Consider the following 26,604-nt stretch of genomic DNA (forward strand, 5'->3'; position numbering starts at 1 on the left):
ATGCCGTTTAGTAGTTTATAATTCAGTTTTTAAATCATCCATTTCTTTAATAAGATCATCTAATTTAGAAATATGAGTTGCATACAGAATTTTAGTAGAAATAGTATACACTAAAATACCAATTGCAGAAACACATATCGCAACTATAAAACCAACACTTATTATTTGTAATAGAGAAGTATCGCTAGAAATAAATTTAGAAAGAAAACTTTTTTCTTTAATATTAAATGCTAGGATAAATATTGATAAAATAGCGGCAGGAATAGCAAAAACAAAAAGTCTCTTAGTCGATTTCATAATTAAACTAATAATATGTCTATACTGTTTAAGATAAGTTAAATTATCAGATTTAACATCAATAGTTTTAAATTTACTGAGTAGTTTACTATTAAAAAAATATAAACACAAAATTAAAAAAGCAGCATATAAGCCTATAGTTACTTCAGATAGTAATGCCATCCCAATAACAACTATAATAGCCATAGGAATGAGCCCTTTGTTATCTATTTCGTAAGTGCGTTTAATTTTATTAATTATTGATTTTGATTTTTGATTATATAAGTTGTTGATTTTAGGAGCAATTAATGATTGTTCATTAATAAAAGCTTCGGTCCAAATTTTTTCAATCGATTTTTCCATCTAATAATATTTTTAATTGTTTTTTAATTCTGTTAATACGTACAGCAATATTGTTAGCGCTAGTTCCTATAATTACTGCAATTTCCTTATTAGGATTTTCTTCTAAATAAAGTAAAATGATAGCTCTATCCAGTTCTGACAATTTCTTTATAGCGTCATATAACAAGTTTAAGTTCTCATTTTCAAAAGCAGAGTTTTTGTCAGATTCTTCGTGAAGAATTTCAACAGAATTACCTCTTCGTTTATTTTTCTTAGAAAGTGTTAAACAAATATTTAAGGTAATTCGATATATCCAAGTAGACCATTTCGATTTATTTTGAAAAGCATCTCTACTTTTCCAAATCTGTAAACAAGCTTCTTGATAAAAATCTTCAAAGTCTTCTTGAGAGTCAGTGTATGCTCTGCATATCTTTATAATAATACCCGCATGAGGTAAAATTGAAGTTATATAAAAGTCGTTACTCAAAATTGTTTTTCTTGGTTAGTAATTCGGGAATTAAAAATATTACAAGAATAGTAAAAAAATAAATATATTTTATTTTCAGAAATTATTGAAAGTTTAAAATAATAGTATATATTTGCAGTATGAAATTAGAAGACGCAAAATTAAAATACATTCATACTTGGGGTAGTTTGGCAACAAACTGGGGTATTAATAAAACCATGGCGCAAGTGCATGCATTATTATTAGTGTCTACAAAACCACTATCTGCAGATGATATAATGGAAACATTGAAGATATCACGTGGAAATGTGAATATGAATGTAAGAGCGTTAATAGATTGGGGAATTGTAAATAAAGAGTTTGTCGTAGGAGAACGTAAAGAGTTTTTTGTTGCAGGAAAAGATATATGGGAGTTATTTAAACAAGTAACAAAAGAGCGTAAGAAAAGAGAAATAGAGCCAGTACTTAAAGTTCTAGAAGATTTAAAGAATGATGTTGAAGATAATTCTGAAGAAGCAGAAGACTTTAAAAAGATGATGGGAGATTTATCCTCAGTAACCACAACTGTTAATGGTATTTTAGATAAAGCAATTAAAGCCGATGAACATTGGTTATTATCTAACTTTACTAAAATGATAAAAAAGTAAAAAAAATTTGCAAATAAACTTTCAATAATTTCTGAAAATATGAAATATATAAAAATATTAATAAATTTAAATAGAGCAATTATGGTAATAACCTTATTATTATATACAACTTTCATCTTAGGGTTATATGCTCAAATAATATTAGGAGCTTTTCAAATTCTAACAGGAATAGTTTTATTATTTTTTATTAAAAACTTCTCGAAAGAAAATAAAAATAGGTTATCAATTTATTGGTGTTTAACTATAGGCTATGGATTAACCTGGTTAACAAACTTATTGGATTTCCTTGATAGCCTTTGGGTAGTCTTATTAATAATTTTGCCTTTAAGTATTGCTAGTTATTTTACGTTCATTTTGGAATCTATAAAGAAAGAAATATGAATCAAGTTGCTTATATAATCTATGCATTAGTATCAATTTTAATAGTAATTAAGGTAGGAAATCTATGCTACAGTAACGGGAAAATTTACATATTAAGTTATTTCCCAGAGGATGTAAACTTTGGTAATGGGATAAACAAATTACTAAGAACAGCTTATTATTTATTAAATATTGGATTAGTTGTATGGAGCTTAAATACCATGAAAGAAATTACCACATTCATTCATATAATTAAAGAGATTGTAAAAAGATTAAGTTACGTTTTTTTAATAATAGGATGTCTTCATTATATCAATATTTATATAGTTTATTTAATTCACAAACATTTAAAGGAAAAGTAATATGGAATTACCGTTAAAAGAAAGTTGGAGTAAAATAAAAAAGCATTTTAAAAAAAGTATGAGAAAAAACATGCATGTTTCTATAGCATCAGTTAATGCAAATAATGAACCCACAGTAACGCCAATAGGCTCTTTATTTTTAAACGAAAATCAAACAGGTTTCTATTTTGAAAAATTTGCTACAAAGCTTAACAAAAATGAAAAAACGAACAAAAATATATGTGTTTTAGCTGTAAATACAGGTAAAATATTTTGGTTAAAATCGTTGTTTCGAGGAGAATTTTCGGAATATCCAGGAGTAAAATTATATGGTGAATTAGGAGAGAAAAGAGAAGCAAATAGCAATGAAATACGTGCTATGCAACGAAGAGTAAGTGCTACAAAATTATTAAAAGGACATACTTCCTTATGGAAAGACATGAGTTTGGTTAGAGAAATTAAATTTACAAAGGCAGAGAAAATAAATCTTGCAAGAATGACAAGAAAATTATAAACCACTAAAAATAATAATATGAACACTTCATTAGAATTAATAGCTTATATCATTTATTTAACAATTAGTATTGGACTAACAACATTTGTATCACAGCATCTTTTAAGAATAGTAAAATATTTATGTTAGATATATTTCATCAGAGAGTAGAAATAGCAATGGCTACCAACAAGCTTTTTAAAATAGGGTTTTATTTGTTAAATATAGGTTTTGCTCTACGAATTATAGAGATATATAGCTTAACAGGTTACAAAGATTTAGTTGAAACATTAAGTGCTAAAATTGGAGGTTTTTCAATTTATTTAGGAATTGTAATGATATTTTTTATCCTGTTTTTCTTAAAAGGAAGAAAAGCAAGTAAAGAAGAGAATTTAAAAATTGAAAAAGAAGTAAAATTATAGGGGAAGTTGCTAGTCACTATCTTGAAAAAGAAGAAAACCTCATGAGTTAATACTTATGAGGTTTACGAAATGTTAAAGTAAACTATAATTAAGAGTAAAAAAGTTAATCATAATAAATTCTAAAGTAGAAAAGCATATCCGGAAAAGCTATTAAACTTAAGGTTTAAATTTTCTACGATTACCTTTAAAGAATTTAAAATATAATGTATGGCAGTAATAGTATTATACACAAAAATAAATGCAATCAAAGAAATAGTATTTGATCTTTCGCGTAGCATAGATTTACATAAAGTATCAGCTAAGAAAACGAATGAAAAAGCTATTGCAGGGAAAAAAGAAGGACTTATTGAGTTAAATGAAACCGTTACTTGGAGAGCAAAACATTTAGGAGTATATCAGAATTTCACTTCAAAAGTAATAGGGTGTAAAGCGTCAGATTATTTTGCAGACGAAATGGTGTCTGGAGTTTTTAAAAGTTTTAAACATGAACATTATTTTTATAATAATGGTAATAATATTACTATGCTAATTGATGTTTTAAAATTTACCTCTCCTTTTGGATTATTGGGTAAGTTGATAGATTTTCTATTCCTTAAGAAATACATGACAAATTTTCTTAGAACAAGAAATAAAACAATACAAGACTTTGCAGAAACAAAAAAATGGAAAAAAGTATTAAATTAAGATAATATGAGTTTTTTAAAAGCAGAATGGAGAAAGTTATTAATGATAAATTACGAAATAGATCCAGAAATATTAAAACCGTATGTACCTAAAGGAACAGAATTAGATTTTTATAATAACAAATGTTATGTAAGTTTAATTGGGTTTATGTTTGTTAATACAAAATTGTTAGGAGTTAAAATACCGTTTCATATAAATTTTGAAGAAGTAAACCTCCGTTTTTATGTAAAAAGGAAAGAAAACGAAATTGATAAAAGAGGAGTGGTGTTTATAAAAGAAATAGTACCAAAACTAGCAATAACATTTGTAGCAAATACTATTTATAATGAGAATTATGAAACGTTACCGATGAAACATGTATGGGAAGAAAAAGAAGATAAATTTAATATTTCATATCAATGGAAAACTAATAAGCTATGGAATAAAATTGAAGTAAATGTTAAAAACGAAAAGAAAGAAATTGAAGACAATTCAGAAATAGAATTTATTTCAGAGCATTATTGGGGTTATTCGAAAGACAAAAATAAAACAACAGAATACGAAGTAAAACATCCTAAATGGAAATATTATCCTTTAATTAATTATAACGTAGGTGTAGATTTTTTAGCAAGCTATGGAAAGGATTTTGAGTTTTTAAACAAACAAAATCCAACATCAGTTTTTTTATTAGAAGGTTCAGGAATATCTGTAGAAAATAAAACGATATTATAAATATTCTTAAAATACAGAGGTCCTTTTAGTACCTCTGTATTATATTAAAAATTTCAATTATACAATTTAATAAATCAAAACAGTATCTGTTTTAATTACAGTTTCATCAGGTAATACTTCAATATAAAAGCCTTTTGTTCTTACCAAATAAATAATATCTTTTTCAAGTAGATTTCCAGAAGCTTCAATTCGAAGTACATTGTCAATATCTTCTATGTCTATAGACCAATTAATAATACTTTGATGATTATTAAATATAAGTTCTAAAGATTTAACCTTCTTTTCAGATTCAATATTTGTTCGAAATATTAATAGTTCCATATTTTTTATTCTAAATCGGTTTTTTGAGGATTATCTTGATTTGGGTTTGTTTTTTTGTCAACATACTGAGTATAGTATTTATCGCCTTCTTCTTTCCAAAATTTATCATAATGTTTCCATTTAGAAAAATCGGTTTTATTGTCTTTATCACATTTTTTATTAGACTTTTTACTACCACTACCGCCACAACCTCCAATTAATATTCTTAGAAGAATGAATAACCCAACAGCTTGCCAATAAGTAAGTGTAGTAAGACCGAAAATTTCAGGCATCAACCAGTTCCATAACCACATTATTACAAAGCCAAATAAAATAGCTAAACCAGTAATAAATAGTGCTCCAAAAATGATGATACCTATTATTTCAATGGGTGATTTTTTTCTAAATTTATGTGTAAAAAAATTTGTCATGATTTAATGATTTTATGTTTTTGTAATTCTAATTCTATTTTTTTATACAATATCCCAATTGCTCTATGTCTTCTGGACATTAAGGTTCCTATAGGAATTCCAGTTTTAGATGAAATTTCTTTATAAGTATACCCTTCAAAATCTACAGCGATAATAATATCTTTATAAGCTGCCTTTAAATCTTCAATACAATATTTTAAGATTGATATCATTTGATCTGAATTGTAATGGTTTTCAGAATGATTAAGGACATCAACTATCTCTAATAAATTTTCATCAGTTTCCAATCTATTAGCTTTTTTAGGAGCTCTCATTGTATCAATAATTTTGTTTTTTATTGATCTATAAACGAAACTAGCTACATTATTTATAGGCCCATATCTATCAGCACCAGCAAATAATTTTAAAGCAACATCTTGAATTATATCTTCAGCATTACGATTAACAGTATCACTTATTCTAGTATTTATATACCTTTTAAGTGATAGATATTCTCTACCAAAAAAATCTTTAAGCTTTTTTGTGTTTTCTGATTCCAAATTATTTAAAAACCTTTATATGAAGAGTCTTTGTTTTAAAAGACGATGTTTTTTTAATTTATTGCATTTTTAAAAAAATAAATTGAAAGTAAGTTAATACTTACATCTATGATATTATTTAAAAGTAATTCTATTTATAAAATAGGAATACTAAAAAACCTCATAAGTGTTAACACTTATGAGGTTTTTTAGTACGCTTAATTAAGAGTTCTAATAAGTTTTAACTTCTATTACACCATTAGCACCTCTAGAACCATATTTAGATGTTTCTGGACCTTTTAATACTGTAATAGATTTTATAGAAGTAGGAACTATATCACCAAAAATAATCTGATCAACAGCAGTATTATTAACAACAAATAAAGGAGTAGTACTCCCATTAATACTGTTATAACCTCTAATGTTAATACTGTTATTTGGGTCAATTGTTACACCAGGTACTTGCCCTCGCATATAATCATATATTGTTTTAAATTGAGCAGCACTCAAGTTTTTAGAATTAGAATCATTAATAGTATAATGGTCTTTTCCTCCTTTTATGGTAATTACGATATTTTTTTTGCCGTTATAAGTAATTTTTTTTATTCCAATTTTAGGTGAGAAAGCACTAATTTCTTTCGGTATTTTTGTTAGTTTAGTTTTAAAAAAACCTTTTGAATTTGTCCACCTTTTTTGTCTTACATTATCAAAAAGAATAATTGCTTTGGGTATTGGTTTATTATTATTGTCTTTAACTTGAATAATTAAGTTTTTGCTCTTTGTTGATTGAGCATTTATATTAAAGTTAAAAAAAAGGAATCCAAATAAAACTAAGAATATATATTTTTTCATTTTTTATGAGGTTTTAAGGTTTTACTAAAATAACAAAATTAAATTAAATATTAAGTTGAATTTATTTCATTATAATCTTAGGTGTTTGGTAATCAAAAAAATAAGCCTCATGAAAACATGAGGCTTGTTATATTTAAAGAAACAGTTTTACATATTTCTCCTATATTGCCCACCAACCTTAAATAAAGCTTGCGTAATTTGACCTAAAGAACAATATTTAGTTGCTTCCATTAATTTATCGAATAAGTTTTCATTCTGAACAGCAGCTTCTTGTAAAATAGCTAGTTGTTCTTGAACTTTTCCATCATTGGCTTTGTTCAATAATTCTTTTGTTTGAATTTGGAATTGCTTTTCTTCTTCCGTTGCACGAATAACTTCAGCAGGTTGTACTGTAGGTGAGCCTTTAGAACTTAAGAAAGTATTTACACCAATAATTGGAAATTCGCCAGTATGTTTTAAAGTCTCATAATATAAACTTTCTTCTTGTATTTTAGAACGTTGATACATGGTTTCCATAGCTCCTAAAACGCCTCCACGTTCGGTAATTCTATCAAACTCTAATAATACTGCTTCTTCAACTAAATCAGTTAATTCTTCAATAATAAAAGCACCTTGAATTGGATTTTCATTTTTGGCTAAACCTAATTCTTTATTGATAATCAACTGAATTGCCATTGCTCTACGAACAGATTCTTCTGTAGGTGTTGTAATCGCTTCATCATACGCATTTGTATGTAATGAATTACAATTGTCATTGATTGCATATAAAGCTTGAAGCGTAGTACGAATATCGTTAAAATCAATTTCTTGTGCGTGCAAAGAACGACCAGAAGTTTGAATATGATATTTTAACATTTGAGCTCTTGGGTTAGCTCCGTATTTATGTTTCAAGGCTTTTGCCCAAATTTTACGAGCAACACGACCAATTACTGAATATTCAGGGTCAATTCCGTTAGAGAAAAAGAACGATAAGTTTGGTCCAAATTTATTAATGTCCATCCCACGAGATAAATAGTATTCAACATAGGTAAATCCGTTTGATAATGTCAACGCTAATTGTGTAATTGGGTTTGCACCAGCTTCTGCAATATGGTATCCAGAAATTGAAACAGAATAAAAATTACGAACTTGTTTTTCAATGAAGTATTCTTGAACATCTCCCATTAAACGTAAGGCAAATTCAGTAGAGAATATACACGTATTTTGTGCTTGATCTTCTTTTAAAATATCAGCTTGTACAGTTCCTCTAACTTGTGCTAAAGTTGTTTTTTTAATTTCAGCATATACTTCCGAAGGTAAAACCATATCACCAGTTAAACCTAAAAGTAGTAGACCTAAACCGTCATTTCCTTCTGGTAATTTTCCTTGATAAACAGGTCTATCTAATCCTTTAGAATCATAAATTTCTTTGAACTTAGCTTCAACTTGTTTTTCTAATTTATTTTCTTTGATGTATTTCTCACAATTCTGATCGATTGCAGCATTCATAAAGAAACCTAACAACATTGGTGCTGGTCCATTTATAGTCATCGATACAGAAGTCATAGCGTGACTTAAATCGAAACCTGAATATAATTTTTTAGCATCGTCTAAACAACAAATAGAAACACCTGCATTACCAATCTTACCATAAATGTCAGGTCTAAGTCCTGGGTCATTTCCATATAAAGTAACCGAATCAAAAGCTGTTGATAATCGTTTAGCTGGCATGCCTAAACTTACATAGTGGAAACGTCTGTTAGTACGTTCTGGACCACCCTCACCAGCAAACATTCTAGTTGGATCTTCTCCAGTTCTTTTAAAAGGATATAATCCTGATGCGTATGGGAATTCTCCAGGAACGTTTTCTTGTAAACTCCAACGTAATAAATCTCCCCAAGCTTGATATTTAGGTAAAGATACTTTAGGTATTTGGGTATGTGATAACGATTCTGTATGTGTGGCTATTTTAATTTCTTTGTCACGTACTTTAAACGTGTAAATAGGATTTTTATATTTTTCAACCTTTTCTTGCCAGTTTAAAATAACTTCCCAGTTATGTGGATCAAGATTAAGTTTTACTTTATCAAATTGAGCAATTAATAATTTTAAAAAGTCTGTATCGTCCTTAGCAGACTCTTGAGATAAAATTTCATCTTCATTTAACCCTGTTTTAATAATTGTTGCAGGTGAATTTATAATAGACTCTATGGTTTTATGAATACCATACAATTTCTGAGCAACAATAACTTGATCGTCAACTTTTTTATCATAAGCTCTATTACTTTCTGATATTTCAGATAAATAACGAACTCTACTTGGAGGAATTACAAATATCTTTTCAGACATTTCCTTAGTAATTTCCATACTAGATTTTAAATCTGCATTCGTTTTTTCAACTAACTTATCCATAATACGTTTATATAACGTATTCATTCCTGGGTCGTTAAATTGTGACGCAATCGTTCCAAAAACTGGCATGTCATCCATATGAACATCCCAAAGGTTATTGTTACGCATATATTGTTTTTTAACATCACGTATAGCATCTAAAGCACCACGTTTGTCAAATTTATTAATGGCAACCAAATCAGCAAAATCAAGCATGTCGATTTTTTCTAATTGTGTTGCAGCTCCAAATTCTGGAGTCATTACATATAGTGAAGTATCAGAATGCTCAATGATTTCGGTATCAGACTGTCCAATACCAGAAGTTTCTAAAATAATTAAATCAAACTCGGCAGCTTTTAAAACTTGTACAGCTTCATTTACATATTTAGATAAAGCTAAATTAGATTGACGTGTTGCCAAAGAACGCATATATACACGTTCGTTATTAATCGCATTCATACGAATACGGTCACCTAATAAAGCACCCCCAGTTTTACGTTTTGAAGGATCAACAGAAATTAAACCGATAGTTTTCTCAGGGAAATCAATTAAAAAACGACGAACTAATTCATCTACTAATGAAGATTTACCAGCACCACCAGTACCTGTAATTCCTAAAACAGGAGTTTTTGAACTTTTATTTTTTTCATGTATAGCGTTTAAAGTTTCTTTTGCTACTTCAGGAAAGTTTTCTGCTGAAGAAATAATACGTGCTATGCTTCCAATTTCTTTTTCAGCTAAATTATTTATTTCTCCATTTAATTCATCACCAATGGCAAAATCTGATGTTTTTACCAAATCGTTAATCATTCCTTGTAAACCTAATTCACGTCCATCATCTGGAGAATAAATACGGGTAATTCCATAATCCATTAATTCTTTAATTTCTTCAGGTAGAATTACACCACCACCACCACCAAAAATTTTGATATGGCTCGCACCTTTTTCTTTCAGTAAATCGTACATGTATTTAAAGTACTCTGTATGACCTCCTTGATAAGATGTCATAGCAATAGCATTTGCATCTTCTTGAATTGCACAGTTTACTACTTCTTCAACACTTCTATCATGACCTAAGTGAATTACCTCTACACCGGTAGATTGTATAATTCTACGCATAATATTTATGGCAGCATCATGCCCATCAAATAAAGATGCAGCTGTTACAATTCTAACTTTATGTATTGGTTTATAAGGTGCTATTTGTTCCATTCGTAAATTAACTTAAATTTTCGGTACGCAATTTACGGAAATATTAAAAAATAAAAGGATTTACTAAGAATAATAAAAGCTCTAGATGTTAGGGTATAAGAGGAAGTAATTGTTAAAGTTTATATAAAACAAAAAAGAGATATACTTTTTTAAAATATTACTCATTGTAAAAAGATATTTTCTACTGTTTGTAACAAAAGTAGAGTTATGGCATCTTACAGTAATATAACAACATACTATTAAATGGAAGTTTTAAGTCAATTATCATTGTTTAGCTATCTATTAGCTTCTTTTTCAGCTATTATGATAGGTTTTTTGTTTTTAACATTGAAATTAAAAAAACAAAAAGGAAATATTTTTTTAATTCTTTTTTTATGGGCATTGGGTTTTAATATATTAAGTGACTTTCTTAGTGATGAAGAGGTGGCAAGTATTTTTAATCAAATTTCAATAGAAATTAATAGCTATTTATTTATTATACCTTCATTATTTCTTTATATCGTTTTTATAACTAAAGAAAAGAGGGGGTTCTGGTGGTTATTTTTGTATTTACCTGGAATGTTATTAAATGTAATTCCTTTTAGAGATACTGAATTAGAAGAATTATTATATGAACTAGTATATCTTTTAACTAACATTCCATTATTAATTACTGCCTTTTATTTACTTAAAAAATATAGAGTGAAATTAGAGAGTTATTATTCTTATGTAGAAAACAAAACACTTTCTTGGATAAAAGTGATTATGCTTACTATTGTTGGATTACACATTTTTATGTTTTTAAGTGGATTATTATTAATAAATATAGAAAATGAATTTACGGAAGTTTTAATTGATTTTATTGTAAGCTTAGTAACTTTTTTCATTGTGTATTGGATAGGGTATAATGGATTTCAACAGGTAGCCTATATAAACGAAGTTTCTAATAAAATAGCTAAGATTGAAATTAAGGAAGAGAGTGTTGAAAATTGTGTAAAAATTAATGAAAAAATTGACGATTTAAAATTTAAAGAACTTTATTTTAAAATAGAAGAAGAGAAGTATTATAAGAACCCTAATTTAACTATAAAATTGTTGTCTGAATTATTAACTATCAAAGAAAGAGAGTTATCTAATTTAATAAACTTATGTGCTAAAAAGAATTTTCATCATTTTATCAACCAATTAAGAGTACTTGAGTTTAAGAAATTGATTGAGTCTGATAAAGCAATGCAATATTCAATATTAGGACTTGCTAAAGATGCAGGTTTTTCTTCAAAATCAACCTTTTATAAAGTGTTTAAAGAAGTAGAAGGAATAACTCCAAGTGAATATAAAAGCAGGCTAAAGAGTCCGAATACGTGTTCTAGGACTTGTTAAAAAGAATTTTTTTAATCGTGTAGCGTTTCTTTGCTGACTGGTAATTGTAAAATCTTATTGAAGGGATAAAATTACTTTTCTAAAAGTACATGTTTAATTTTTAAAACAATTCAGAATGAAAAAAATAATCATAACAATAGTTATACTTTGGTTAGGAAATGCACCAGCTCAATGTCAAGAAATTTCAAAACAAATTTTTGGTAAATGGGAATTAAAAGAGGTTGAAGCAATGGGGCAAAAAGGAACACCTTTAGACGTTTTTGGAGTTGCAGAAGCATACCAAGAATACAAAAAACCAAATAAATTTGTTGGATTCCTAGGGGAAAAAGTAAATGGGGGATTTACTGTAGATAACAAATCAAAAACGATTACTGTAAAAGTAGGTAATGAAAGTACAGTCTTTAAAATTAAGAGTTTTACTGCTCAAAAAATGGTGTTAAATATAGCTTCAGAGGAGGGAACTTTGACACTTCACTATCAAAAAAAATAACAACGATTTAATTATTATCAAATCTAATATTTAACTCTATAGCTAGAGTGATATTATTATTTGTCTTGTGTTATGTTTATAAGTAAGCATAATGCAGGATAGGATAACTATAGCTTTCAACCAGCCAAACTAACGTTATAGTCATTTAAAAAAAACTACTATGTCAGTATTTTATGAAAACCCTTTGGTTTTACAATTAACAGTTTATGCTTTTATTATTTTTTTCTTTTGGGGATTAGAATTAAGACTATTTTCTCAAGAATTAAAACATAAAGCGCTTCATTCATTATTAAATGCAAAGTTTATAATATTTGTATTACCAGTACAAATAGGACTCTCTACCATTGTATTTATGGTCGCTAATTGGACAGTAAATGAAAAATGGGGATTACTTTACCAATTGCCTTTGGAAGAATATTCTATACTACATTTTATTGTAGCTTTTATATGCATTGATTTTTTTGATTATTGGTATCATGTCATGATGCATAGAGTGCCTATTTTCTGGAGATTTCACCAAGTACACCATAGTGATATGGATGTAGATATATCAACAACGGTAAGAGAACATCCTGGAGAAACAACAGTTAGAGTAAGTTTTTTAATAGCAATTGTTTTTGTTTTAGGTGTACCTGTAGAGTTTTTATTAATAAAGCAATTTATTCAAAGCTTTATTAATTTAACCTCTCATTCAAAAGCAAAATTACCGGATAGATTAAATAATATCATATCACTTCTTTTTGTAACTCCAAATACACATCATATACATCATCATTATGTATTGCCACAAACTGATAGTAACTATGGAGATATATTTTCTATATGGGATCGTTTATTTTCTACTTTCAGTAAAATGAAACAATCAGAAATTGTTCATGGAATAGACACTAATATGGATGTGGAGGAGAATAAAGATTTTAAAAATTTAATTACACGACCATTTGATGAAAATAGAGAGCATTCAACTAATCCTATTTATAAAAAAGTAAAGTTAAAAGCAGTAAAATAGTTTTAGGATGAAGATGAAGTTAGTAGTAGCGTTTATTTTTTTATACGCTGCATTAAGTGCGCAGACAAAAGTAAATGGGAAAATTGTAGATGAAAATAATGAGCCTTTACCTTACGTAAATGTTTTTTTTAAAGGCACTAGTATTGGTACTGTAAGCGATGAAAAAGGAGAGTTTTATATACAAAGCTCCAAAAAACAATCAATAATATCTATCGTCTTTTTAGGGTTTCAAACGCAAGAAATTGAGTTAAAAAACAGGATAACCAATGCTTTAAAGGTGACATTAAAAGAAGATAATACCACATTAGAAGAGGTGGTTATAGTTAAAAGACCTAAAAAAAGACTCAAGAAGAAAGAAAATCCAGCTTATCAAATACTAAAAGAAATTTGGAAAAAGAAGAAAAAAAATGGTCTTTCATTGGTAAATGCATATCAGTATGATCAGTATAACTCTAGGGAATTAGGGTTTGGGAATATGGATAGTGCATTTGTACGTAAAGTATTACGTAATAAATTTAAAGACTTAAAAGATTACGTGCAAAATAATTATCATAATGATAGCTATTACATACCAGTTGAGTTTATTGAAAAAAGCGAGAAAGTTTATGGAAATAATTTATTACATATAGAAAGGCGAGATGTAGAAGGAGAACGAAAAATAGGAATACATCAATTAGGAAAATATGTAGATAGAGCGACTACTATTTTTAAAGAAATAGATATATACAATGATGATGTTTTTATTTTAGATAAAACATTTGTAAGTCCAATTTCAACGTCAGGTTTTGGGAGTTATGACTATGTATTATCAGATAGCACTATAGTAAATAATAGAAAAGAATATACAATTCATTTTTTTCCTCGTCAAAAAGGAGACTTGGTATTTAAAGGTCACATGAAAGTTGCCGATAAAAGTTTTGCTCTAACGTCTATTGAAATGGAAATTTTAAAAGATGTAAATCTAAATTTTGTAAGAGATTTATCAATAGAAAAAACTTTTTTATTAAAAAACGATAGTATTTATTTACCAAAAACAAATAAGTATAAGGGAGAGTTTACTTTTTTAACAAAAAATAATAAGGAAAAGGGTATTTATTTGGTGAAAAAAGAAAAGTTTTCAAAGTATGTTTTTGATAGAGAAAAATCGGCAGCTTTTTATGATGTAAAAATAGTACAGAATTCAGCAAATCAATTTAAAAAGGCAGATTCGTATTGGGACACTAAGCAAGATGAAACAACAAAAAATACATTTAAGCTTGTAAATAAAGTAAAGTCTAGCAGTAAAGTAAAAAAGATAACAGGCACAATATATACACTTTCAGATGGATATTTTACACCAATAACAGGAATACAGTTAGGGAATTTATTTACAACAACTGCAAAAAATGATATTGAAGGAATAAGGTTACGATTAGGTTTTAGAACTTTTAAAACCAATAATGACCGAATGAAATTGTTAGGGTACGGAGCGTATGGTTTTAAAGATAAAAAGTTTAAATATGGTATAGAAGGAAGATATTTAATGTCATCAAAACCAAGAATAACTTTAGGAGCAGCTTATTTAAATGATGTTGAACAAATGGGTTTTACAAGGTTTAATGAAAGAGATTTAATACCACAACCAGATAAGGGACCGAAAGCAGTTTTTGTAAGAGGTGATAATTATTTCTTAGCAAAAGTTAAAAAGAAAATGTTTCGATTTGATGTAGAAGTAGCAGAAAACTTTAACATGGGAATTAAGTTAGCTCATGAAAAAATTACTTCAGCAGATTCTAAACGTTTTTCTATGGCGTTTTTTGATAAAAGAAAGAATAAAACAATAAATGTAACTAAAGATGTCTATTCAGATTTTTATTTAAGTTACCAGCCAGGTAGAGTTACAGAAGGTTTTGGAGTTGATAGACAATTAGGAACAAAACTACATCCTAAATTATTGGTGAATTATAAAAAAGCGTACAAAGGAGTTTTTGGAGGGAATGTAGATTATGAGAAGCTTTCAATACTATATAATCATCCTTTGCAAGTTGGTAAATTTGGAGTGTTTGATCCAACAATAATTATAGCAAAAACATTTGGTAAAACACCACTGTCAGTATTAACTGCAGTTCCATCAAACCAAACATACTTTCTAACACCAAATACTTTTGCATTGTTAGATTATTATGATTTTGTTGCTGATAGCTCAGTAGAAGGGCATTTTGAACAACATTTTAATGGGTTATTATTTAACCGTATTCCATTAATTAAAAAGTTAGGTTTAAGAAGTTTACTAACTTTTAGAGCGGTTTATGGAAGTATTTCAAATAGAAATAAAAAAATAAATAGATCAACAATAAAATATGTAGCGCCAAATAAGAAACCATATTTTGAATACGGATTTGGAATAGAAAATATAGGTTATGGAAACTTGAGACCTTTAAGAGTTGACTTTATCTGGCGAGGTGATTTTAAGAATGTAAATGGACCTGTGAGTCCGGGTTTCGGAATACGAGTTGGTTTTAAAACATCATTTTAATATATGAAAAGTAAATTTCAAATTATAATAATAATTGTACTGTTTTTAATGAATGTAACTTTATTATATGGGCAAGAATACACCTATGATGTAAAAGTTTTTGGAAACAAAATAGGAACAGTAATAGCTAATAGAATTCAAAAAGGTTCACAAACTATCTATAAAACAAGTTCATTATCATCAATTCGTTTTTTTGGAAAGAAAGAAATAGCAACATTTATGGAAACTGTTTATGATGATAATGTTTTAAAAAGTAGTTTCTATGAAGTTAAAAAGAATGGAAAAGTAAGAGAGAAATCGGTTTTAGAATATAAAAAGGGCAAGTACTTTGTAATAACAGATGGTAAAGAAACGGATCATGATAAACCAATTGTGATGAGTACAATAATGTTAACGTATCATAAACCTAAAAATAACCAGAGAGTATTTGAAGAAGTAGGAGGTTTTTATAAAACAATGACAAAAATAAATGCAAATCAATTTGATTTAATAAACTCTAAGAGCAGGCATAAAGACACGTATATTTATAATAAAGAAGGTGTTTTAGAAAAGTGTATTGTTAGAAAAACACTTTTTAATTTTGAAATGGTATTAAAATCGATAAAAAAGAAAAAAGAGGTTGGTAAATTATAAGTAATTAATAAAACTCCAGAATTTTCTTTTTTCTAAATAATATAAGTTGTTTTCATTTAAATAAGCTTCTCGTTCAAAACTTAAATTTTTGTAAGCTAAGTGTTTGTTTTTGTATATAATTAATTTAATGAGCCATTCAATAATGTAGAATAAAAAAAAGAAAACAATTAAAAGCTCTTGCTGTTGTTTTAAATGGATTTTTTCATGATTTATAAGTTCATAATTATATCTCAAATCTTTCCTTTTTATAAATATAAAGGGATATAAAGTTAAGCCAATAAAACCTTTTGGAATGATATGTTTAGATATAAAAATCATAAAAAAATATGATGTAAAAGTAGCCATTTTATATTTTATAATATGAAAAAGCTATGTTTTAAGAAGTAATTTTTTCTAAAAGAGAAGCAACAATAGGGTTTCTATTGTTTTTATCCCATACTACGGATAAGGTAGTTCGTTGAGGTATTTTATGTAACTCAATAAATTTTACATCCATGTTATAACCTTTTTGAAGTGACTTAGGAACAATAGATAAACCAAAATTATTTTCAACTAATTTATATATCGAAGCAGCATGTATAGTATTATGAGAAACAATAGGAGAGAAGCCACTCTCGTCGAAAATTTGCATTACTTTTTCATAGTAAGAAGGACTGTATGAAGGATCAAATAAAATAAAAGATTCGTTTTTTAATTGATGAAGTCCTTTGAAATTATCAACATTTACTGGATGTTCTTTAGGTAAAACCAGACAAAAAGATTCTTTTAAAATAGGTTTAATAGCAAGACCTCTAGGTACACGATCTAAACGAACAAAACCTATATCAATATCATGAGATAAAAGACTATCAATTTGTTTTTGATTGTCCATTTCTTTTAAGCCAAATTGAACATTAGGATATTTTTTTTTAAACTGAATTAATAAATTAGGAATAATATCTTGCATAGCAGATCCAACATAGCCAAACTCTAGTTTACCATCTTTTCCATCTTGGAGAAGTTTAGCATAATCTAAAATATTATCTAAGTTTTTAAGATTCCTAGTAAGCTCATTTTTAAGATATAAGCCAGCTGGAGTTAACTGAACTTTTCGATTGTGACGAATAAATAATTGAATACCAATATCATCTTCCATTTGTTTAATTTGTCTACTCAACCCAGGTTGCGAAATAAAAAGCCGTTCAGCAGCTTTTCTAAAATGTAAATCTTCAGCAACAGCCAAAAAATAACGAAAATGTCTTAACTCTATTTGATAACTCATGGTTATTATTTATTGATAAAGATGATATTGTTAGTTATCAAAAATAAAAATAACTTTGTAGAAAATGAAATAAAAGACATGTTTAAATACGGAATAGATAACTTAACGGTAGATAAAGTAATTGCAATTGCTGAGGGAACTTTAAAAGCAGAAATAACATCTGAAGCTAAAGATAAGATAAATGTGTGTAGAGGGAAAGTAGATAAAATGGCAAATTCTGATGCCGCTATCTATGGTATAAATACAGGTTTTGGACCTTTGTGTGATGTGCAAATTACACCAGAAGAGACTAGTAAGTTACAAGAAAATTTGTTAATTACACATGCCGTTGGAGTAGGAAACCCGATAGAGAAAAAGCTATCTAAAATAATGATGATATGTAAAGTGCAAGCATTATGTCAAGGGTTTTCAGGAGTACGTATAGAAATGATAGAACGTATTGTGTATTTTATTGAGAATAATTTATTGCCAGTAGTTCCAGAACAAGGATCAGTTGGAGCATCAGGAGATTTGGCACCATTATCACATCTTTTTTTACCATTGTTAGGAGAAGGGGAGTTTTGGGTAGGAGATACTATAGTACCTTCTAAAGAAGTATTAACAAAAAATAATTTAGAGCCTTTAGTATTAGAAGCAAAAGAAGGTTTAGGATTAATAAATGGAACTCAGTTTATTTTAGCACACGCTATCTTAGGCTTAAAAAAAATGGAATATTTATTGGATTTAGCAGATGTAGCTGGAGCTATGACCTTAGAAGGGTATTCAGGAAATGTATCACCATTTAAAGAGGAATTACACAAAATCCGTCCGTTTAAAGGAAATTTAAAGGTAGCAGAGCGTATGCGAATGTTATTAAAAGATTCTCAAAATGCACAAGATACTAGTTTTCCTAGAGTACAAGACCCATATTCTATTCGTTGTATGCCACAAGTACATGGAGCTTCAAGAAATGCATTTTACCATTTAAACGAATTGGCAGAAATAGAAATGAATTCGGTAACGGATAATCCAATTGTGTTAAGTGAAACAGAAGCAATATCAGGAGGAAACTTTCATGGGCAACCTTTAGCAATGGCATTAGATTACGCTTCAATAGCAGCATCAGAGCTAGGAAACATTGCAGATAGACGTTGTTATTTATTATTAGAAGGGAAGTACGGTTTACCAAGATTGCTTACAGAAGCAGGAGGATTAAACTCAGGGTTTATGATTCCTCAGTACACTACAGCAGCACTAGTAACAGAAAATAAATCGTTATGTTTTCCTCCATCGGCAGATAGCGTTCCAACATCATTAGGACAAGAAGATCATGTATCTATGGGAAGTATTTCAGGACGTAAATTCAATCAAATTCTAGGAAATATAGATAAAATATTCGCAATAGAGTTTATGTATGCGGCACAAGCTATGGATTTTAGAAGACCAAATACATTTTCACCTATCATAGAAGGTAATTTTAAGTTAATTAGAAATAAAGTAGCTAAATTAGAAGATGATAGAGTGTTGAAAGATGATATCAATGCATTGGTAAATATGGTTAAGAATCAAGAATTTAAAGTAGCTTAAAAATAGAAATTATGATGACATTTAAAAAGCAAATAAAACAAGGTATTCCTAGTGAGTTGCCAGAAATGCCAGTTTACGATTCGTCGATAAATAGAGCTCCAAAACGTAAAGAAATTTTAACTGCTGAAGAGAAAAAATTAGCATTAAAAAATGCATTGCGTTATTTTGATAAAAAACATCATGAAGTATTATTACCAGAGTTTGCAGAAGAGTTAGAGAAATATGGACGTATTTATATGTACCGTTTTCGTCCAACTTATAAAATGTATGCTAGAGATATTAAAGAATATCCAGGGAAATCTGAGCAAGCAAAAGCAATCATGTTAATGATTCAGAATAATTTAGATTATGCAGTAGCACAACATCCACACGAGTTAATTACTTATGGAGGAAATGGAGCAGTGTTTTCTAACTGGGCACAGTATTTATTAACAATGCAGTATTTATCTGAAATGACAGATAAGCAAACGTTAACAATGTATTCAGGACACCCAATGGGATTATTTCCATCACATAAAGATGCTCCAAGAGTAGTAGTAACAAACGGAATGATGATACCGAATTATTCGCAACCAGATGATTGGGAGAAATTTAATGCATTAGGAGTTACACAATACGGGCAAATGACTGCGGGAAGTTATATGTATATAGGCCCGCAAGGAATTGTACATGGAACAACAATTACAGTTTTAAATGGTTTTCGTAAAATAAAAAAAGAACCAAAAGGAAATTTGTTTGTTACAGCTGGTTTAGGAGGAATGAGTGGAGCGCAACCAAAAGCAGGAAGTATAGCAGGTTGTATTACAGTCTGTGCTGAGGTGAATCCAAAAATTACACAAATACGATTAGATCAAGGTTGGATAGATGAAAAAATCACAGATTTAGATGCTTTAGTAGCACGAGTTCGTGAAGCAAAAGAGAAAGAAGAAGTAGTATCATTAGCTTACTTAGGTAATATTGTAGAAGTATGGGAAAAGTTTGCAGAAGAGAATGTTCATATTGATTTAGGATCTGATCAAACATCTTTGCATAACCCATGGGCTGGAGGGTATTATCCCGTAGGTATTTCGTTTGAAGAAGCAAATGAAATGATGGCAAATGAGCCAGAGTTGTTTAAAGAAAAAGTGCAAGAGACTTTACGTCGCCATGCAAAAGCAATTAATAAGCATACAGCAAAAGGAACTTATTTCTTCGATTATGGAAATGCATTTTTGTTAGAAGCAAGTAGAGCAGGAGCAGATGTAATGGCAGAGAATCCTACAATTGGAAGAGAGTTCAAGTATCCAAGTTATGTACAAGATATCATGGGACCAATGTGTTTCGATTATGGTTTCGGACCATTCCGTTGGGTATGTACTTCAGGAGATCCAAAAGATTTAGCAAAAACTGATGCAATTGCTTGTAAAGTTTTAGAAAAAATAAAAAAGAATTCGCCAGAAGAAATTCAGCAACAAATGGCTGATAATATTCAGTGGATTAAAGGCGCGCAAGAAAATAAATTAGTAGTTGGATCTCAAGCACGTATTTTATATGCAGATGCTGAAGGGCGTATGAAAATAGCAGAAGCGTTTAATAAAGCCATTAAAAAAGGTAAAATAGGAAATGTAGTATTAGGGCGCGATCATCATGATGTGTCTGGTACAGATTCACCATATAGAGAAACTTCAAATATTTATGATGGCTCACGTTATACTGCAGACATGGCAATTCATAATGTAATTGGAGATAGTTTTAGAGGAGCTACTTGGGTTTCAATCCACAACGGAGGTGGAGTCGGTTGGGGAGAAGTTATTAACGGAGGATTTGGCATGCTTCTTGATGGTTCTAAAGATGCATCAAGACGCTTAAAATCAATGCTTTTCTGGGATGTGAATAATGGAATTTCACGACGTAGTTGGGCAAGAAATGAAGGAGCTGTATTTGCTATTAAAAGAGCAATGCAAGCTGAAAAGAAATTAAAAGTTACAGTTCCTAATTTGGTCGATGATGCATTATTAGATAATGTATAAACCCTAAGGAAAATGAAAATTCAGAAATTACTTTTTTTACCAATCGTTGCTTTAATTATTTCATCATGTAGCTCAGTAAAAGTAACTACAGATTATGATACTAAAGCAGATTTTAATAAATACAAAACATTTGCGTTTTATAAAAAAGGAATTGATAAAGCACCAATTTCAGATTTAGATAAGAAGCGTATTATGCGTGCAGTTGAAGCTGAGTTAATAGCTAAAGGAATGACCAAGTCATCATCACCAGACCTATTGGTAAGTTTATTTACAAAATCTCGCGAACGTATTAATGTAAATGATAACTTTTATGGAGGATTCTATTATCCTTGGTATTATGGAGCGAACCGAGTAAGAGTCTCGCAATATACAGAAGGAACTTTGTTTATTGATTTATTAGATGCTAATAAGAAAGAATTAGTATGGCAAGGTGTTGGAACTGGTGCATTAAGAACAAGAAATGTTGAGCAAAAAGAAGAAAGAGTTAAAGAGTTTGTTGGTGAGATAATGGCAAAATATCCTCCAGGAAGCAAAAATAAGTAAGAATAGATTTCTAAAAAATAACTAAAAGCATCAAATAAAATTTATTTGATGCTTTTTTTATTAAAAAAAAATAAAAAAGTGTAACAAAAGATTGATTGAATCTACTGATATATAAATTATTAAAATCTACAAAACCAAAAAGTATGAAGTTAGTTATAGAGAATTTGACAAAAACCTATAAAAATGGTGTAAAAGCTATTGACGGTTTAAATTTAGAAATAGGAACAGGGATGTTTGGTTTATTAGGTCCAAATGGAGCAGGGAAATCTTCATTAATGCGTACTATTTCTACTTTACAAAGTCCAGATTCTGGAACTATTACTTTTGGAGATATTAATGTTTTAGAAAATAAAATGGAATTACGAAAAGTGTTGGGGTATTTACCACAATCATTTGGAGTATATCCAAAAATGTCAGCAGAAGATTTGTTAGACTATTTTGCAACCTTAAAAGGAATAGCGTCTAAAACAGATCGTCAAAAATTAGTGAAAGAAGTATTAGAAATAACTAATTTATACGAAGTTAGAAAAAAATACGTAGCAGGATATTCAGGAGGAATGAAGCAACGTTTTGGAATAGCACAATTGTTATTAAACAATCCAAAGTTAATTATAGTAGATGAACCAACAGCAGGATTAGACCCAGCAGAGCGTCATCGATTTTTAAATGTGTTAAGAGAAGTAGGAACGAATTGTACCGTTATTTTTTCAACACATATTGTAGAGGATGTTAAAGAGTTATGTAAAGAGATGGCAATTTTAAACGGTGGCCGTATTTTAAAGCATACAACACCAATGGAAGCTACTGAAGAAATTGAAGGAAAAATCTGGACTAAAATTATAGACAGAGATGAATTAGAACAAACAGAAGCTACATATAATGTACTCTCTTCAAATTACAATCAAGATAATACATTAAATGTACGTGTGTTTTCAGAAGTTAAGCCTACGGAAGATTTTAAGCAAGGAAAACCACAACTTGATGATGTATATTTTATAGCATTAAAAGATGATCAGCCAGTAACGGCGTAACTATTTAACGAAATCATTTTTTAACTCAAAAAATAAAATATATGTTTTTTACCATATTTAAACACGAATTAACATACTGGTTTAAGAAACCAGTTACTTATATTTTTACAGCCATTTTGTTTTTAGTGGCTATTTTCTTATCATCAAGTTCTGCAGGTATTTTTGATTCATTTAGCACAACAACAGGGTCTTCTATAATTGTAAACTCACCAACGGAAATTAATGGTAAGTTTAATGCTATGGCAATAATTTTATTCTTTTTATTTCCTTCTATTATTGGGGCTTCGGTATATAGAGATTATAAAAGCGAAATGCACTCTATTTTATATTCCTATCCATTTTCTAAAAGAAGTTATTTGTCAGCAAAATTTTTAAGCTCTTTCATGGTTGTCTTATTCATTATGTTAGTTGCAGGAATTGGTTTGTTTTTAGGTTTTCGATTACCTGGGACTAATTCAGAAATAGTAGGCGCTTTTAATTTTTCAGCATATTTACATTCTTATTTAATATATATTATTCCAAATGTATTATTATTTGGAGCTATTGTTTTTGGTGTTGTAACATTTACGAGAAATATTGCTGCAGGTTTTATTACTGTGGTCTTATTAATGTTTATACAGGCTGTTGCAGAAAGCTTTTTGTCGAATCCAGATAACCGTTTTTGGACAGCTTTACTTGATCCTTACGGGGGACAAGCAGCAAATTATTACACACGTTATTGGACAGTTGCCGAACAAAACGAATTAATACTACCTTTTAAAGGAGTTGTAATTTATAACAGATTATTATGGTTTACTATAGGTTCTGTTATTTTAGCAGGAATTTATAGATTGTTTTCATTTAGTCAAAATGCATTTTCATTTAGTTTTAAAAAGAATAAAGGGGAGCGTATTATTAAGCATAACTTTGGAGGGATTACAAGTATTGAATTACCAAAAGTAGATTATGATTATTCATTTTTTAATGATGTAAAGACTACTTGGAAATTATCAAATATTGATTTTAAATATATTTTCAAGAGTTGGCCATTCATTGCAATTATGCTTGTTGGTTTAATATCATTATTAGTTTTTGCTTTAACGGCAGGAGAATTGTTTGGAACAAAAACTTATCCTACTACATGGCAAATGTTATTGTTGCCAGGAACAGTTTTTACTTTTTTTATAAATTTATTGACCTTTTTATATGCAGGGATGTTAATACGAAGAGGAGAAATTGCAAAAACGAATCATTTAATAGACGTAACTCCTGTAAAAGATTGGACACTTTTAGTGTCTAAATTTATTGCAATTTTAAAAATGCAAATTGTATTACTAGCAGTAATTGTAGTGGCAGGAGTATTGTTTCAAATGTATAAAGGATATTATAATTTTGAACTTGGGCATTATTTTTATGAAGTGTATGTGTTAATGTTCATTCATTTTGCTATTTGGGCATTCTTAGCAATGTTAGTTCAAACGTTAATTAAAAATCAATACCTAGGGTTATTTGTATTGTTGGTTATGTTAATTGGATTACCATTATTATCACTTGCGGGAATCGAACAATCGGTATTTAAATATAATCAAGGTTCTAACTATCAATATTCAGATATGAATGGATATGGATCTTCATTTAATATTTACTTTACATATAAGATTTATTGGTTTTTGGGAGGGGCAATTCTGTTGGTCTTAGCAAGGTTATTTTGGATGCGTGGTATAACGTTTTCTTTTGTTGAAAGATTACAAATAGCAAAAAAACGCTTAGATGTTAAAATAATTGTAGCCTTATCTATATTAGCTATTTTGTTTTTTGGAATTGGAGGGAGAATTTATTACGAAAATAATGTGTTAAATACGCGTACATCTTCAAAAGAAAGAGAACAATTACAAGTTACTTGGGAAAAAGAGTATAAAAAATACGAAGGAAAAGCACAGCCTAGAATTGTGGCTGTTAATGTTGATATGAATATTTTTCCAAAGACAAGAGATTTTAAATCTTCAGGAACTTATAAAATGATTAACAAAACAAATGAGGCTATAGATAGTGTTTTCTTAAACCATAATAATTACCCAAGTACATTTGAGTTTAGTAAGCCAAATACATTAGTATTAGAAGATACAATTCAGAATTTTGATATTTATAAGTTTGCTACATCAATACAACCAGGAGATAGTTTAGAACTTAAATTTACGGTACATAATAAACCAAATACATTTTTACGTAGTCATTCACCAGTACTAGGGAATGGGACATTTATAAATAGTGGGATTTATCCATCATTAGGGTATTCATCGAACGGAGAACTAACAGATGATGAAACACGAAAAAAGTTTGGTTTACCAAAGAATGAATTAAGACCACATCCATCAGATAGTACAGCATTAGGAGATACTTATATTTCTAAAGATGCAGATTGGATAGATTTTGAAGCAACAGTTTCAACTTCAGAGGATCAAATAGCTATAGCACCTGGATATTTACAAAAAGAATGGGAAAAGGATGGGCGACGTTATTTTCATTATAAAATGGATAGTAAAATTTTAAATTTCTATGCATTTAATTCAGCAAAATATGAGATTAAAAAAGATAAATGGAATGATGTAAATCTTGAAATTTACTATCAGAAAGGACATGAGTATAATTTAGATAGAATGTTTAAAGGAATAAAAGCGTCGTTAGATTATAATTCTAAGAATTTTAGTCCTTATCAACATAAGCAAGTTAGAATTGTTGAATTTCCAAGAACGGGAGGAAGTTTTGCGCAATCATTCCCAAATACGATTCCATTTTCAGAAGGAGTAGGTTTTATAGCAGATGTTGATGATACAGATGAAGGTGGAGTAGACTATCCGTTTGCAATTACAGTTCATGAATTAGCACACCAATGGTGGGCACATCAAGTAATAGGAGCAGATGTTTTGGGAGCAACAATGTTGTCGGAAAGTTTATCAGAATACGTATCATTAAAAGTATTAGAACATGAATATGGAAAATCTAAAATGCGTAAGTTTTTAAAGAAAAGCTTAGATGGATATTTACAGTCACGTACTTTTGAGCGTAAACGAGAAAAAGCATTAATGTATAACGATGGACAAGGATATATTCGTTATCAAAAAGGATCTTTAGTATTTTATGCATTGAGTGATTATATTGGTGAGGAGAAACTAAATAATGCCTTAAAAGAATATGTAGAAAAAGTTAAGTTTCAAGAGGCTCCTTATACAACATCAATTGAAATGGTAGATTATATAAAGAAAGCTACTCCAGATAGCTTGCAATATGTAATTAAAGATATGTTTGAAACCATTACGTTGTATAAAAATAGAATAACAAAAGTATCATCTAAAGAATTAGATAATGGAAAATATCAGGTAGATATAGAGTTTGAAGTTTCTAAATATCGTAATGATGAAAAAGGAAAACGTTATTATGGAGAACAAGTAGGAGATACTTTAACTTATAAGACAGAGAAAATGAAAAAGCCTGTATTATCGGTTAAATTAGCTGATTATGTAGACATCGGTATTTTTGGAGAAGAAGAAGTAGATGGAAAAAAGAAAGAAATTGAGTTGTACTTAAAAAAGCATAAAATAACTCAGATAGATAATAAAGTATCAATTATTATAGATAAAAAACCTGTTGAGGTTGGTGTAGATCCATACAACAAGCTAATAGATACTAAATCTGATGATAACAGGAGAAAACTATAATATTTCTCTTAGTAAAAATGAAAAGCCTTGTTTTAATTAGCAAGGCTTTTTTGTGTAATTAAGAGTAC

25 protein-coding genes are annotated in these 26,604 nt (G+C 28.9%); 17 read left to right on the top strand and 8 right to left on the bottom strand.

Annotated features, from left to right (window positions below):
• Nucleotides 1–15: 15 nt before the first annotated feature.
• Nucleotides 16–639 carry a hypothetical protein gene (locus Q0881_RS13860; RefSeq protein WP_299161422.1) on the bottom strand — a complete coding sequence of 208 codons (624 nt, stop codon included), beginning with the start codon at nt 637–639 and terminating at the stop codon, nt 16–18.
• Nucleotides 623–1,105 carry a sigma-70 family RNA polymerase sigma factor gene (locus Q0881_RS13865; protein WP_299161425.1) on the bottom strand — a complete coding sequence of 161 codons (483 nt, stop codon included), beginning with the start codon at nt 1,103–1,105 and terminating at the stop codon, nt 623–625. Before Q0881_RS13865 ends, Q0881_RS13860 begins: the two co-directional genes overlap by 17 nt.
• A 119-nt stretch (nt 1,106–1,224) precedes the next feature.
• On the opposite strand from Q0881_RS13865, the gene Q0881_RS13870 reads away from it, so the two are divergent.
• The 7 genes from Q0881_RS13870 (at nt 1,225) to Q0881_RS13900 (ending at nt 4,742) form a co-directional block, all read left to right on the top strand.
• A complete protein-coding gene (locus Q0881_RS13870) occupies nt 1,225–1,731 on the top strand; it encodes a helix-turn-helix domain-containing protein (RefSeq protein ID WP_299161428.1) in 507 nt (168 codons plus the stop codon).
• Nucleotides 1,732–1,770: 39 nt separating this feature from the next.
• The gene (locus Q0881_RS13875; RefSeq protein WP_299161431.1) at nt 1,771–2,112 is read left to right on the top strand and encodes a hypothetical protein; all 342 of its coding nucleotides are present in this window, start codon (nt 1,771–1,773) and stop codon (nt 2,110–2,112) included.
• Nucleotides 2,109–2,453 (top strand): hypothetical protein, encoded by a 345-nt coding sequence (locus Q0881_RS13880; RefSeq protein WP_299161434.1) that lies wholly within the window; start codon nt 2,109–2,111, stop codon nt 2,451–2,453. The genes Q0881_RS13875 and Q0881_RS13880 overlap by 4 nt, the downstream gene beginning before the upstream one ends.
• Before the next feature lies 1 nt (nt 2,454).
• Nucleotides 2,455–2,946 carry a hypothetical protein gene (locus tag Q0881_RS13885; protein WP_299161437.1) on the top strand — a complete coding sequence of 164 codons (492 nt, stop codon included), beginning with the start codon at nt 2,455–2,457 and terminating at the stop codon, nt 2,944–2,946.
• 122 nt (nt 2,947–3,068) lie between these two features.
• Nucleotides 3,069–3,347 (top strand): hypothetical protein, encoded by a 279-nt coding sequence (locus Q0881_RS13890; RefSeq protein ID WP_366139568.1) that lies wholly within the window; start codon nt 3,069–3,071, stop codon nt 3,345–3,347.
• 207 nt (nt 3,348–3,554) lie between these two features.
• The gene (locus Q0881_RS13895; RefSeq protein WP_299161440.1) at nt 3,555–4,031 is read left to right on the top strand and encodes an SRPBCC family protein; all 477 of its coding nucleotides are present in this window, start codon (nt 3,555–3,557) and stop codon (nt 4,029–4,031) included.
• 6 nt (nt 4,032–4,037) lie between these two features.
• A complete protein-coding gene (locus tag Q0881_RS13900) occupies nt 4,038–4,742 on the top strand; it encodes a DUF2071 domain-containing protein (protein ID WP_299161444.1) in 705 nt (234 codons plus the stop codon).
• A 66-nt stretch (nt 4,743–4,808) separates the two neighbouring features.
• Here Q0881_RS13900 and Q0881_RS13905 read toward each other — a convergent pair whose 3' ends face one another.
• From Q0881_RS13905 to Q0881_RS13925, 5 genes are all read right to left on the bottom strand, one after another.
• Entirely contained in the window at nt 4,809–5,063 is a 255-nt protein-coding gene (locus Q0881_RS13905; RefSeq protein ID WP_299161447.1) for a hypothetical protein, read from the bottom strand.
• Between the two features lie 5 nt (nt 5,064–5,068).
• Nucleotides 5,069–5,473, bottom strand: a complete 405-nt coding sequence (locus tag Q0881_RS13910) for a hypothetical protein (RefSeq protein WP_299161450.1) — start codon at nt 5,471–5,473, stop codon at nt 5,069–5,071.
• Complete coding sequence (locus tag Q0881_RS13915) at nt 5,470–6,012, bottom strand: RNA polymerase sigma factor (protein WP_299161453.1); 543 nt, start codon at nt 6,010–6,012, stop codon at nt 5,470–5,472. Before Q0881_RS13915 ends, Q0881_RS13910 begins: the two co-directional genes overlap by 4 nt.
• Before the next feature lie 210 nt (nt 6,013–6,222).
• Nucleotides 6,223–6,843 (bottom strand): TonB-dependent receptor plug domain-containing protein, encoded by a 621-nt coding sequence (locus Q0881_RS13920; protein WP_299161456.1) that lies wholly within the window; start codon nt 6,841–6,843, stop codon nt 6,223–6,225.
• 147 nt (nt 6,844–6,990) lie between these two features.
• On the bottom strand, nt 6,991–10,425 hold the full coding sequence (locus tag Q0881_RS13925) for a methylmalonyl-CoA mutase family protein (protein WP_299161459.1): 3,435 nt from the start codon (nt 10,423–10,425) through the stop codon (nt 6,991–6,993).
• A 243-nt stretch (nt 10,426–10,668) separates the two neighbouring features.
• On the opposite strand from Q0881_RS13925, the gene Q0881_RS13930 reads away from it, so the two are divergent.
• The 5 genes from Q0881_RS13930 (at nt 10,669) to Q0881_RS13950 (ending at nt 16,431) form a co-directional block, all read left to right on the top strand.
• The gene (locus Q0881_RS13930) at nt 10,669–11,784 is read left to right on the top strand and encodes a helix-turn-helix domain-containing protein (protein ID WP_299161462.1); all 1,116 of its coding nucleotides are present in this window, start codon (nt 10,669–10,671) and stop codon (nt 11,782–11,784) included.
• A gap of 115 nt (nt 11,785–11,899) precedes the next feature.
• Nucleotides 11,900–12,274 carry a hypothetical protein gene (locus Q0881_RS13935; RefSeq protein WP_299161465.1) on the top strand — a complete coding sequence of 125 codons (375 nt, stop codon included), beginning with the start codon at nt 11,900–11,902 and terminating at the stop codon, nt 12,272–12,274.
• A 160-nt stretch (nt 12,275–12,434) separates the two neighbouring features.
• The gene (locus tag Q0881_RS13940; protein ID WP_299161468.1) at nt 12,435–13,283 is read left to right on the top strand and encodes a sterol desaturase family protein; all 849 of its coding nucleotides are present in this window, start codon (nt 12,435–12,437) and stop codon (nt 13,281–13,283) included.
• A gap of 7 nt (nt 13,284–13,290) precedes the next feature.
• Nucleotides 13,291–15,798, top strand: a complete 2,508-nt coding sequence (locus Q0881_RS13945; protein WP_299161470.1) for a DUF5686 family protein — start codon at nt 13,291–13,293, stop codon at nt 15,796–15,798.
• A 3-nt stretch (nt 15,799–15,801) separates the two neighbouring features.
• A complete protein-coding gene (locus tag Q0881_RS13950; protein ID WP_299161472.1) occupies nt 15,802–16,431 on the top strand; it encodes a DUF6134 family protein in 630 nt (209 codons plus the stop codon).
• Between the two features lie 376 nt (nt 16,432–16,807).
• Here the strand turns inward: Q0881_RS13950 and Q0881_RS13960 are convergent, their stop codons facing one another.
• Nucleotides 16,808–17,692, bottom strand: coding sequence for a LysR family transcriptional regulator (locus Q0881_RS13960; protein ID WP_299161477.1), 885 nt, complete (start codon nt 17,690–17,692; stop codon nt 16,808–16,810).
• A gap of 78 nt (nt 17,693–17,770) precedes the next feature.
• On the opposite strand from Q0881_RS13960, the gene hutH reads away from it, so the two are divergent.
• The 5 genes from hutH (at nt 17,771) to Q0881_RS13985 (ending at nt 26,536) form a co-directional block, all read left to right on the top strand.
• Entirely contained in the window at nt 17,771–19,258 is a 1,488-nt protein-coding gene (gene hutH, locus Q0881_RS13965) for a histidine ammonia-lyase (RefSeq protein ID WP_299161516.1), read from the top strand.
• 14 nt (nt 19,259–19,272) lie between these two features.
• A complete protein-coding gene (locus tag Q0881_RS13970; protein ID WP_299161519.1) occupies nt 19,273–21,267 on the top strand; it encodes a urocanate hydratase in 1,995 nt (664 codons plus the stop codon).
• A gap of 12 nt (nt 21,268–21,279) precedes the next feature.
• Nucleotides 21,280–21,810, top strand: a complete 531-nt coding sequence (locus Q0881_RS13975; protein WP_299161479.1) for a DUF4136 domain-containing protein — start codon at nt 21,280–21,282, stop codon at nt 21,808–21,810.
• A gap of 143 nt (nt 21,811–21,953) precedes the next feature.
• Nucleotides 21,954–22,841: an ABC transporter ATP-binding protein gene (locus Q0881_RS13980; protein ID WP_299161481.1), complete on the top strand. Its 888-nt coding sequence runs from the start codon at nt 21,954–21,956 to the stop codon at nt 22,839–22,841.
• A gap of 41 nt (nt 22,842–22,882) precedes the next feature.
• Entirely contained in the window at nt 22,883–26,536 is a 3,654-nt protein-coding gene (locus Q0881_RS13985; RefSeq protein ID WP_299161483.1) for a M1 family aminopeptidase, read from the top strand.
• Nucleotides 26,537–26,604 lie beyond the last annotated feature (68 nt).

The sequence above is a fragment of the uncultured Tenacibaculum sp. genome (assembly GCF_947494125.1).
GTDB lineage: Bacteria > Bacteroidota > Bacteroidia > Flavobacteriales > Flavobacteriaceae > Polaribacter.

What these genes read in the sequence shown, in the direction of transcription:
- Q0881_RS13860 (WP_299161422.1), bottom strand. Translation starts at nt 639, where the DNA reads ATGGAAAAATCGATTGAAAAAATTTGGACCGAAGCTTTTATTAATGAA.
- Q0881_RS13870 (WP_299161428.1), top strand. Translation starts at nt 1,225, where the DNA reads ATGAAATTAGAAGACGCAAAATTAAAATACATTCATACTTGGGGTAGT.
- Q0881_RS13875 (WP_299161431.1), top strand. Translation starts at nt 1,771, where the DNA reads ATGAAATATATAAAAATATTAATAAATTTAAATAGAGCAATTATGGTA.
- Q0881_RS13880 (WP_299161434.1), top strand. Translation starts at nt 2,109, where the DNA reads ATGAATCAAGTTGCTTATATAATCTATGCATTAGTATCAATTTTAATA.
- Q0881_RS13885 (WP_299161437.1), top strand. Translation starts at nt 2,455, where the DNA reads ATGGAATTACCGTTAAAAGAAAGTTGGAGTAAAATAAAAAAGCATTTT.
- Q0881_RS13890 (WP_366139568.1), top strand. Translation starts at nt 3,069, where the DNA reads ATGTTAGATATATTTCATCAGAGAGTAGAAATAGCAATGGCTACCAAC.
- Q0881_RS13895 (WP_299161440.1), top strand. Translation starts at nt 3,555, where the DNA reads ATGGCAGTAATAGTATTATACACAAAAATAAATGCAATCAAAGAAATA.
- Q0881_RS13900 (WP_299161444.1), top strand. Translation starts at nt 4,038, where the DNA reads ATGAGTTTTTTAAAAGCAGAATGGAGAAAGTTATTAATGATAAATTAC.
- Q0881_RS13905 (WP_299161447.1), bottom strand. Translation starts at nt 5,063, where the DNA reads ATGGAACTATTAATATTTCGAACAAATATTGAATCTGAAAAGAAGGTT.
- Q0881_RS13910 (WP_299161450.1), bottom strand. Translation starts at nt 5,473, where the DNA reads ATGACAAATTTTTTTACACATAAATTTAGAAAAAAATCACCCATTGAA.
- Q0881_RS13920 (WP_299161456.1), bottom strand. Translation starts at nt 6,843, where the DNA reads ATGAAAAAATATATATTCTTAGTTTTATTTGGATTCCTTTTTTTTAAC.
- Q0881_RS13925 (WP_299161459.1), bottom strand. Translation starts at nt 10,425, where the DNA reads ATGGAACAAATAGCACCTTATAAACCAATACATAAAGTTAGAATTGTA.
- Q0881_RS13930 (WP_299161462.1), top strand. Translation starts at nt 10,669, where the DNA reads ATGGAAGTTTTAAGTCAATTATCATTGTTTAGCTATCTATTAGCTTCT.
- Q0881_RS13935 (WP_299161465.1), top strand. Translation starts at nt 11,900, where the DNA reads ATGAAAAAAATAATCATAACAATAGTTATACTTTGGTTAGGAAATGCA.
- Q0881_RS13940 (WP_299161468.1), top strand. Translation starts at nt 12,435, where the DNA reads ATGTCAGTATTTTATGAAAACCCTTTGGTTTTACAATTAACAGTTTAT.
- Q0881_RS13945 (WP_299161470.1), top strand. Translation starts at nt 13,291, where the DNA reads ATGAAGATGAAGTTAGTAGTAGCGTTTATTTTTTTATACGCTGCATTA.
- Q0881_RS13950 (WP_299161472.1), top strand. Translation starts at nt 15,802, where the DNA reads ATGAAAAGTAAATTTCAAATTATAATAATAATTGTACTGTTTTTAATG.
- Q0881_RS13960 (WP_299161477.1), bottom strand. Translation starts at nt 17,692, where the DNA reads ATGAGTTATCAAATAGAGTTAAGACATTTTCGTTATTTTTTGGCTGTT.
- hutH (WP_299161516.1), top strand. Translation starts at nt 17,771, where the DNA reads ATGTTTAAATACGGAATAGATAACTTAACGGTAGATAAAGTAATTGCA.
- Q0881_RS13970 (WP_299161519.1), top strand. Translation starts at nt 19,273, where the DNA reads ATGACATTTAAAAAGCAAATAAAACAAGGTATTCCTAGTGAGTTGCCA.
- Q0881_RS13975 (WP_299161479.1), top strand. Translation starts at nt 21,280, where the DNA reads ATGAAAATTCAGAAATTACTTTTTTTACCAATCGTTGCTTTAATTATT.
- Q0881_RS13980 (WP_299161481.1), top strand. Translation starts at nt 21,954, where the DNA reads ATGAAGTTAGTTATAGAGAATTTGACAAAAACCTATAAAAATGGTGTA.
- Q0881_RS13985 (WP_299161483.1), top strand. Translation starts at nt 22,883, where the DNA reads ATGTTTTTTACCATATTTAAACACGAATTAACATACTGGTTTAAGAAA.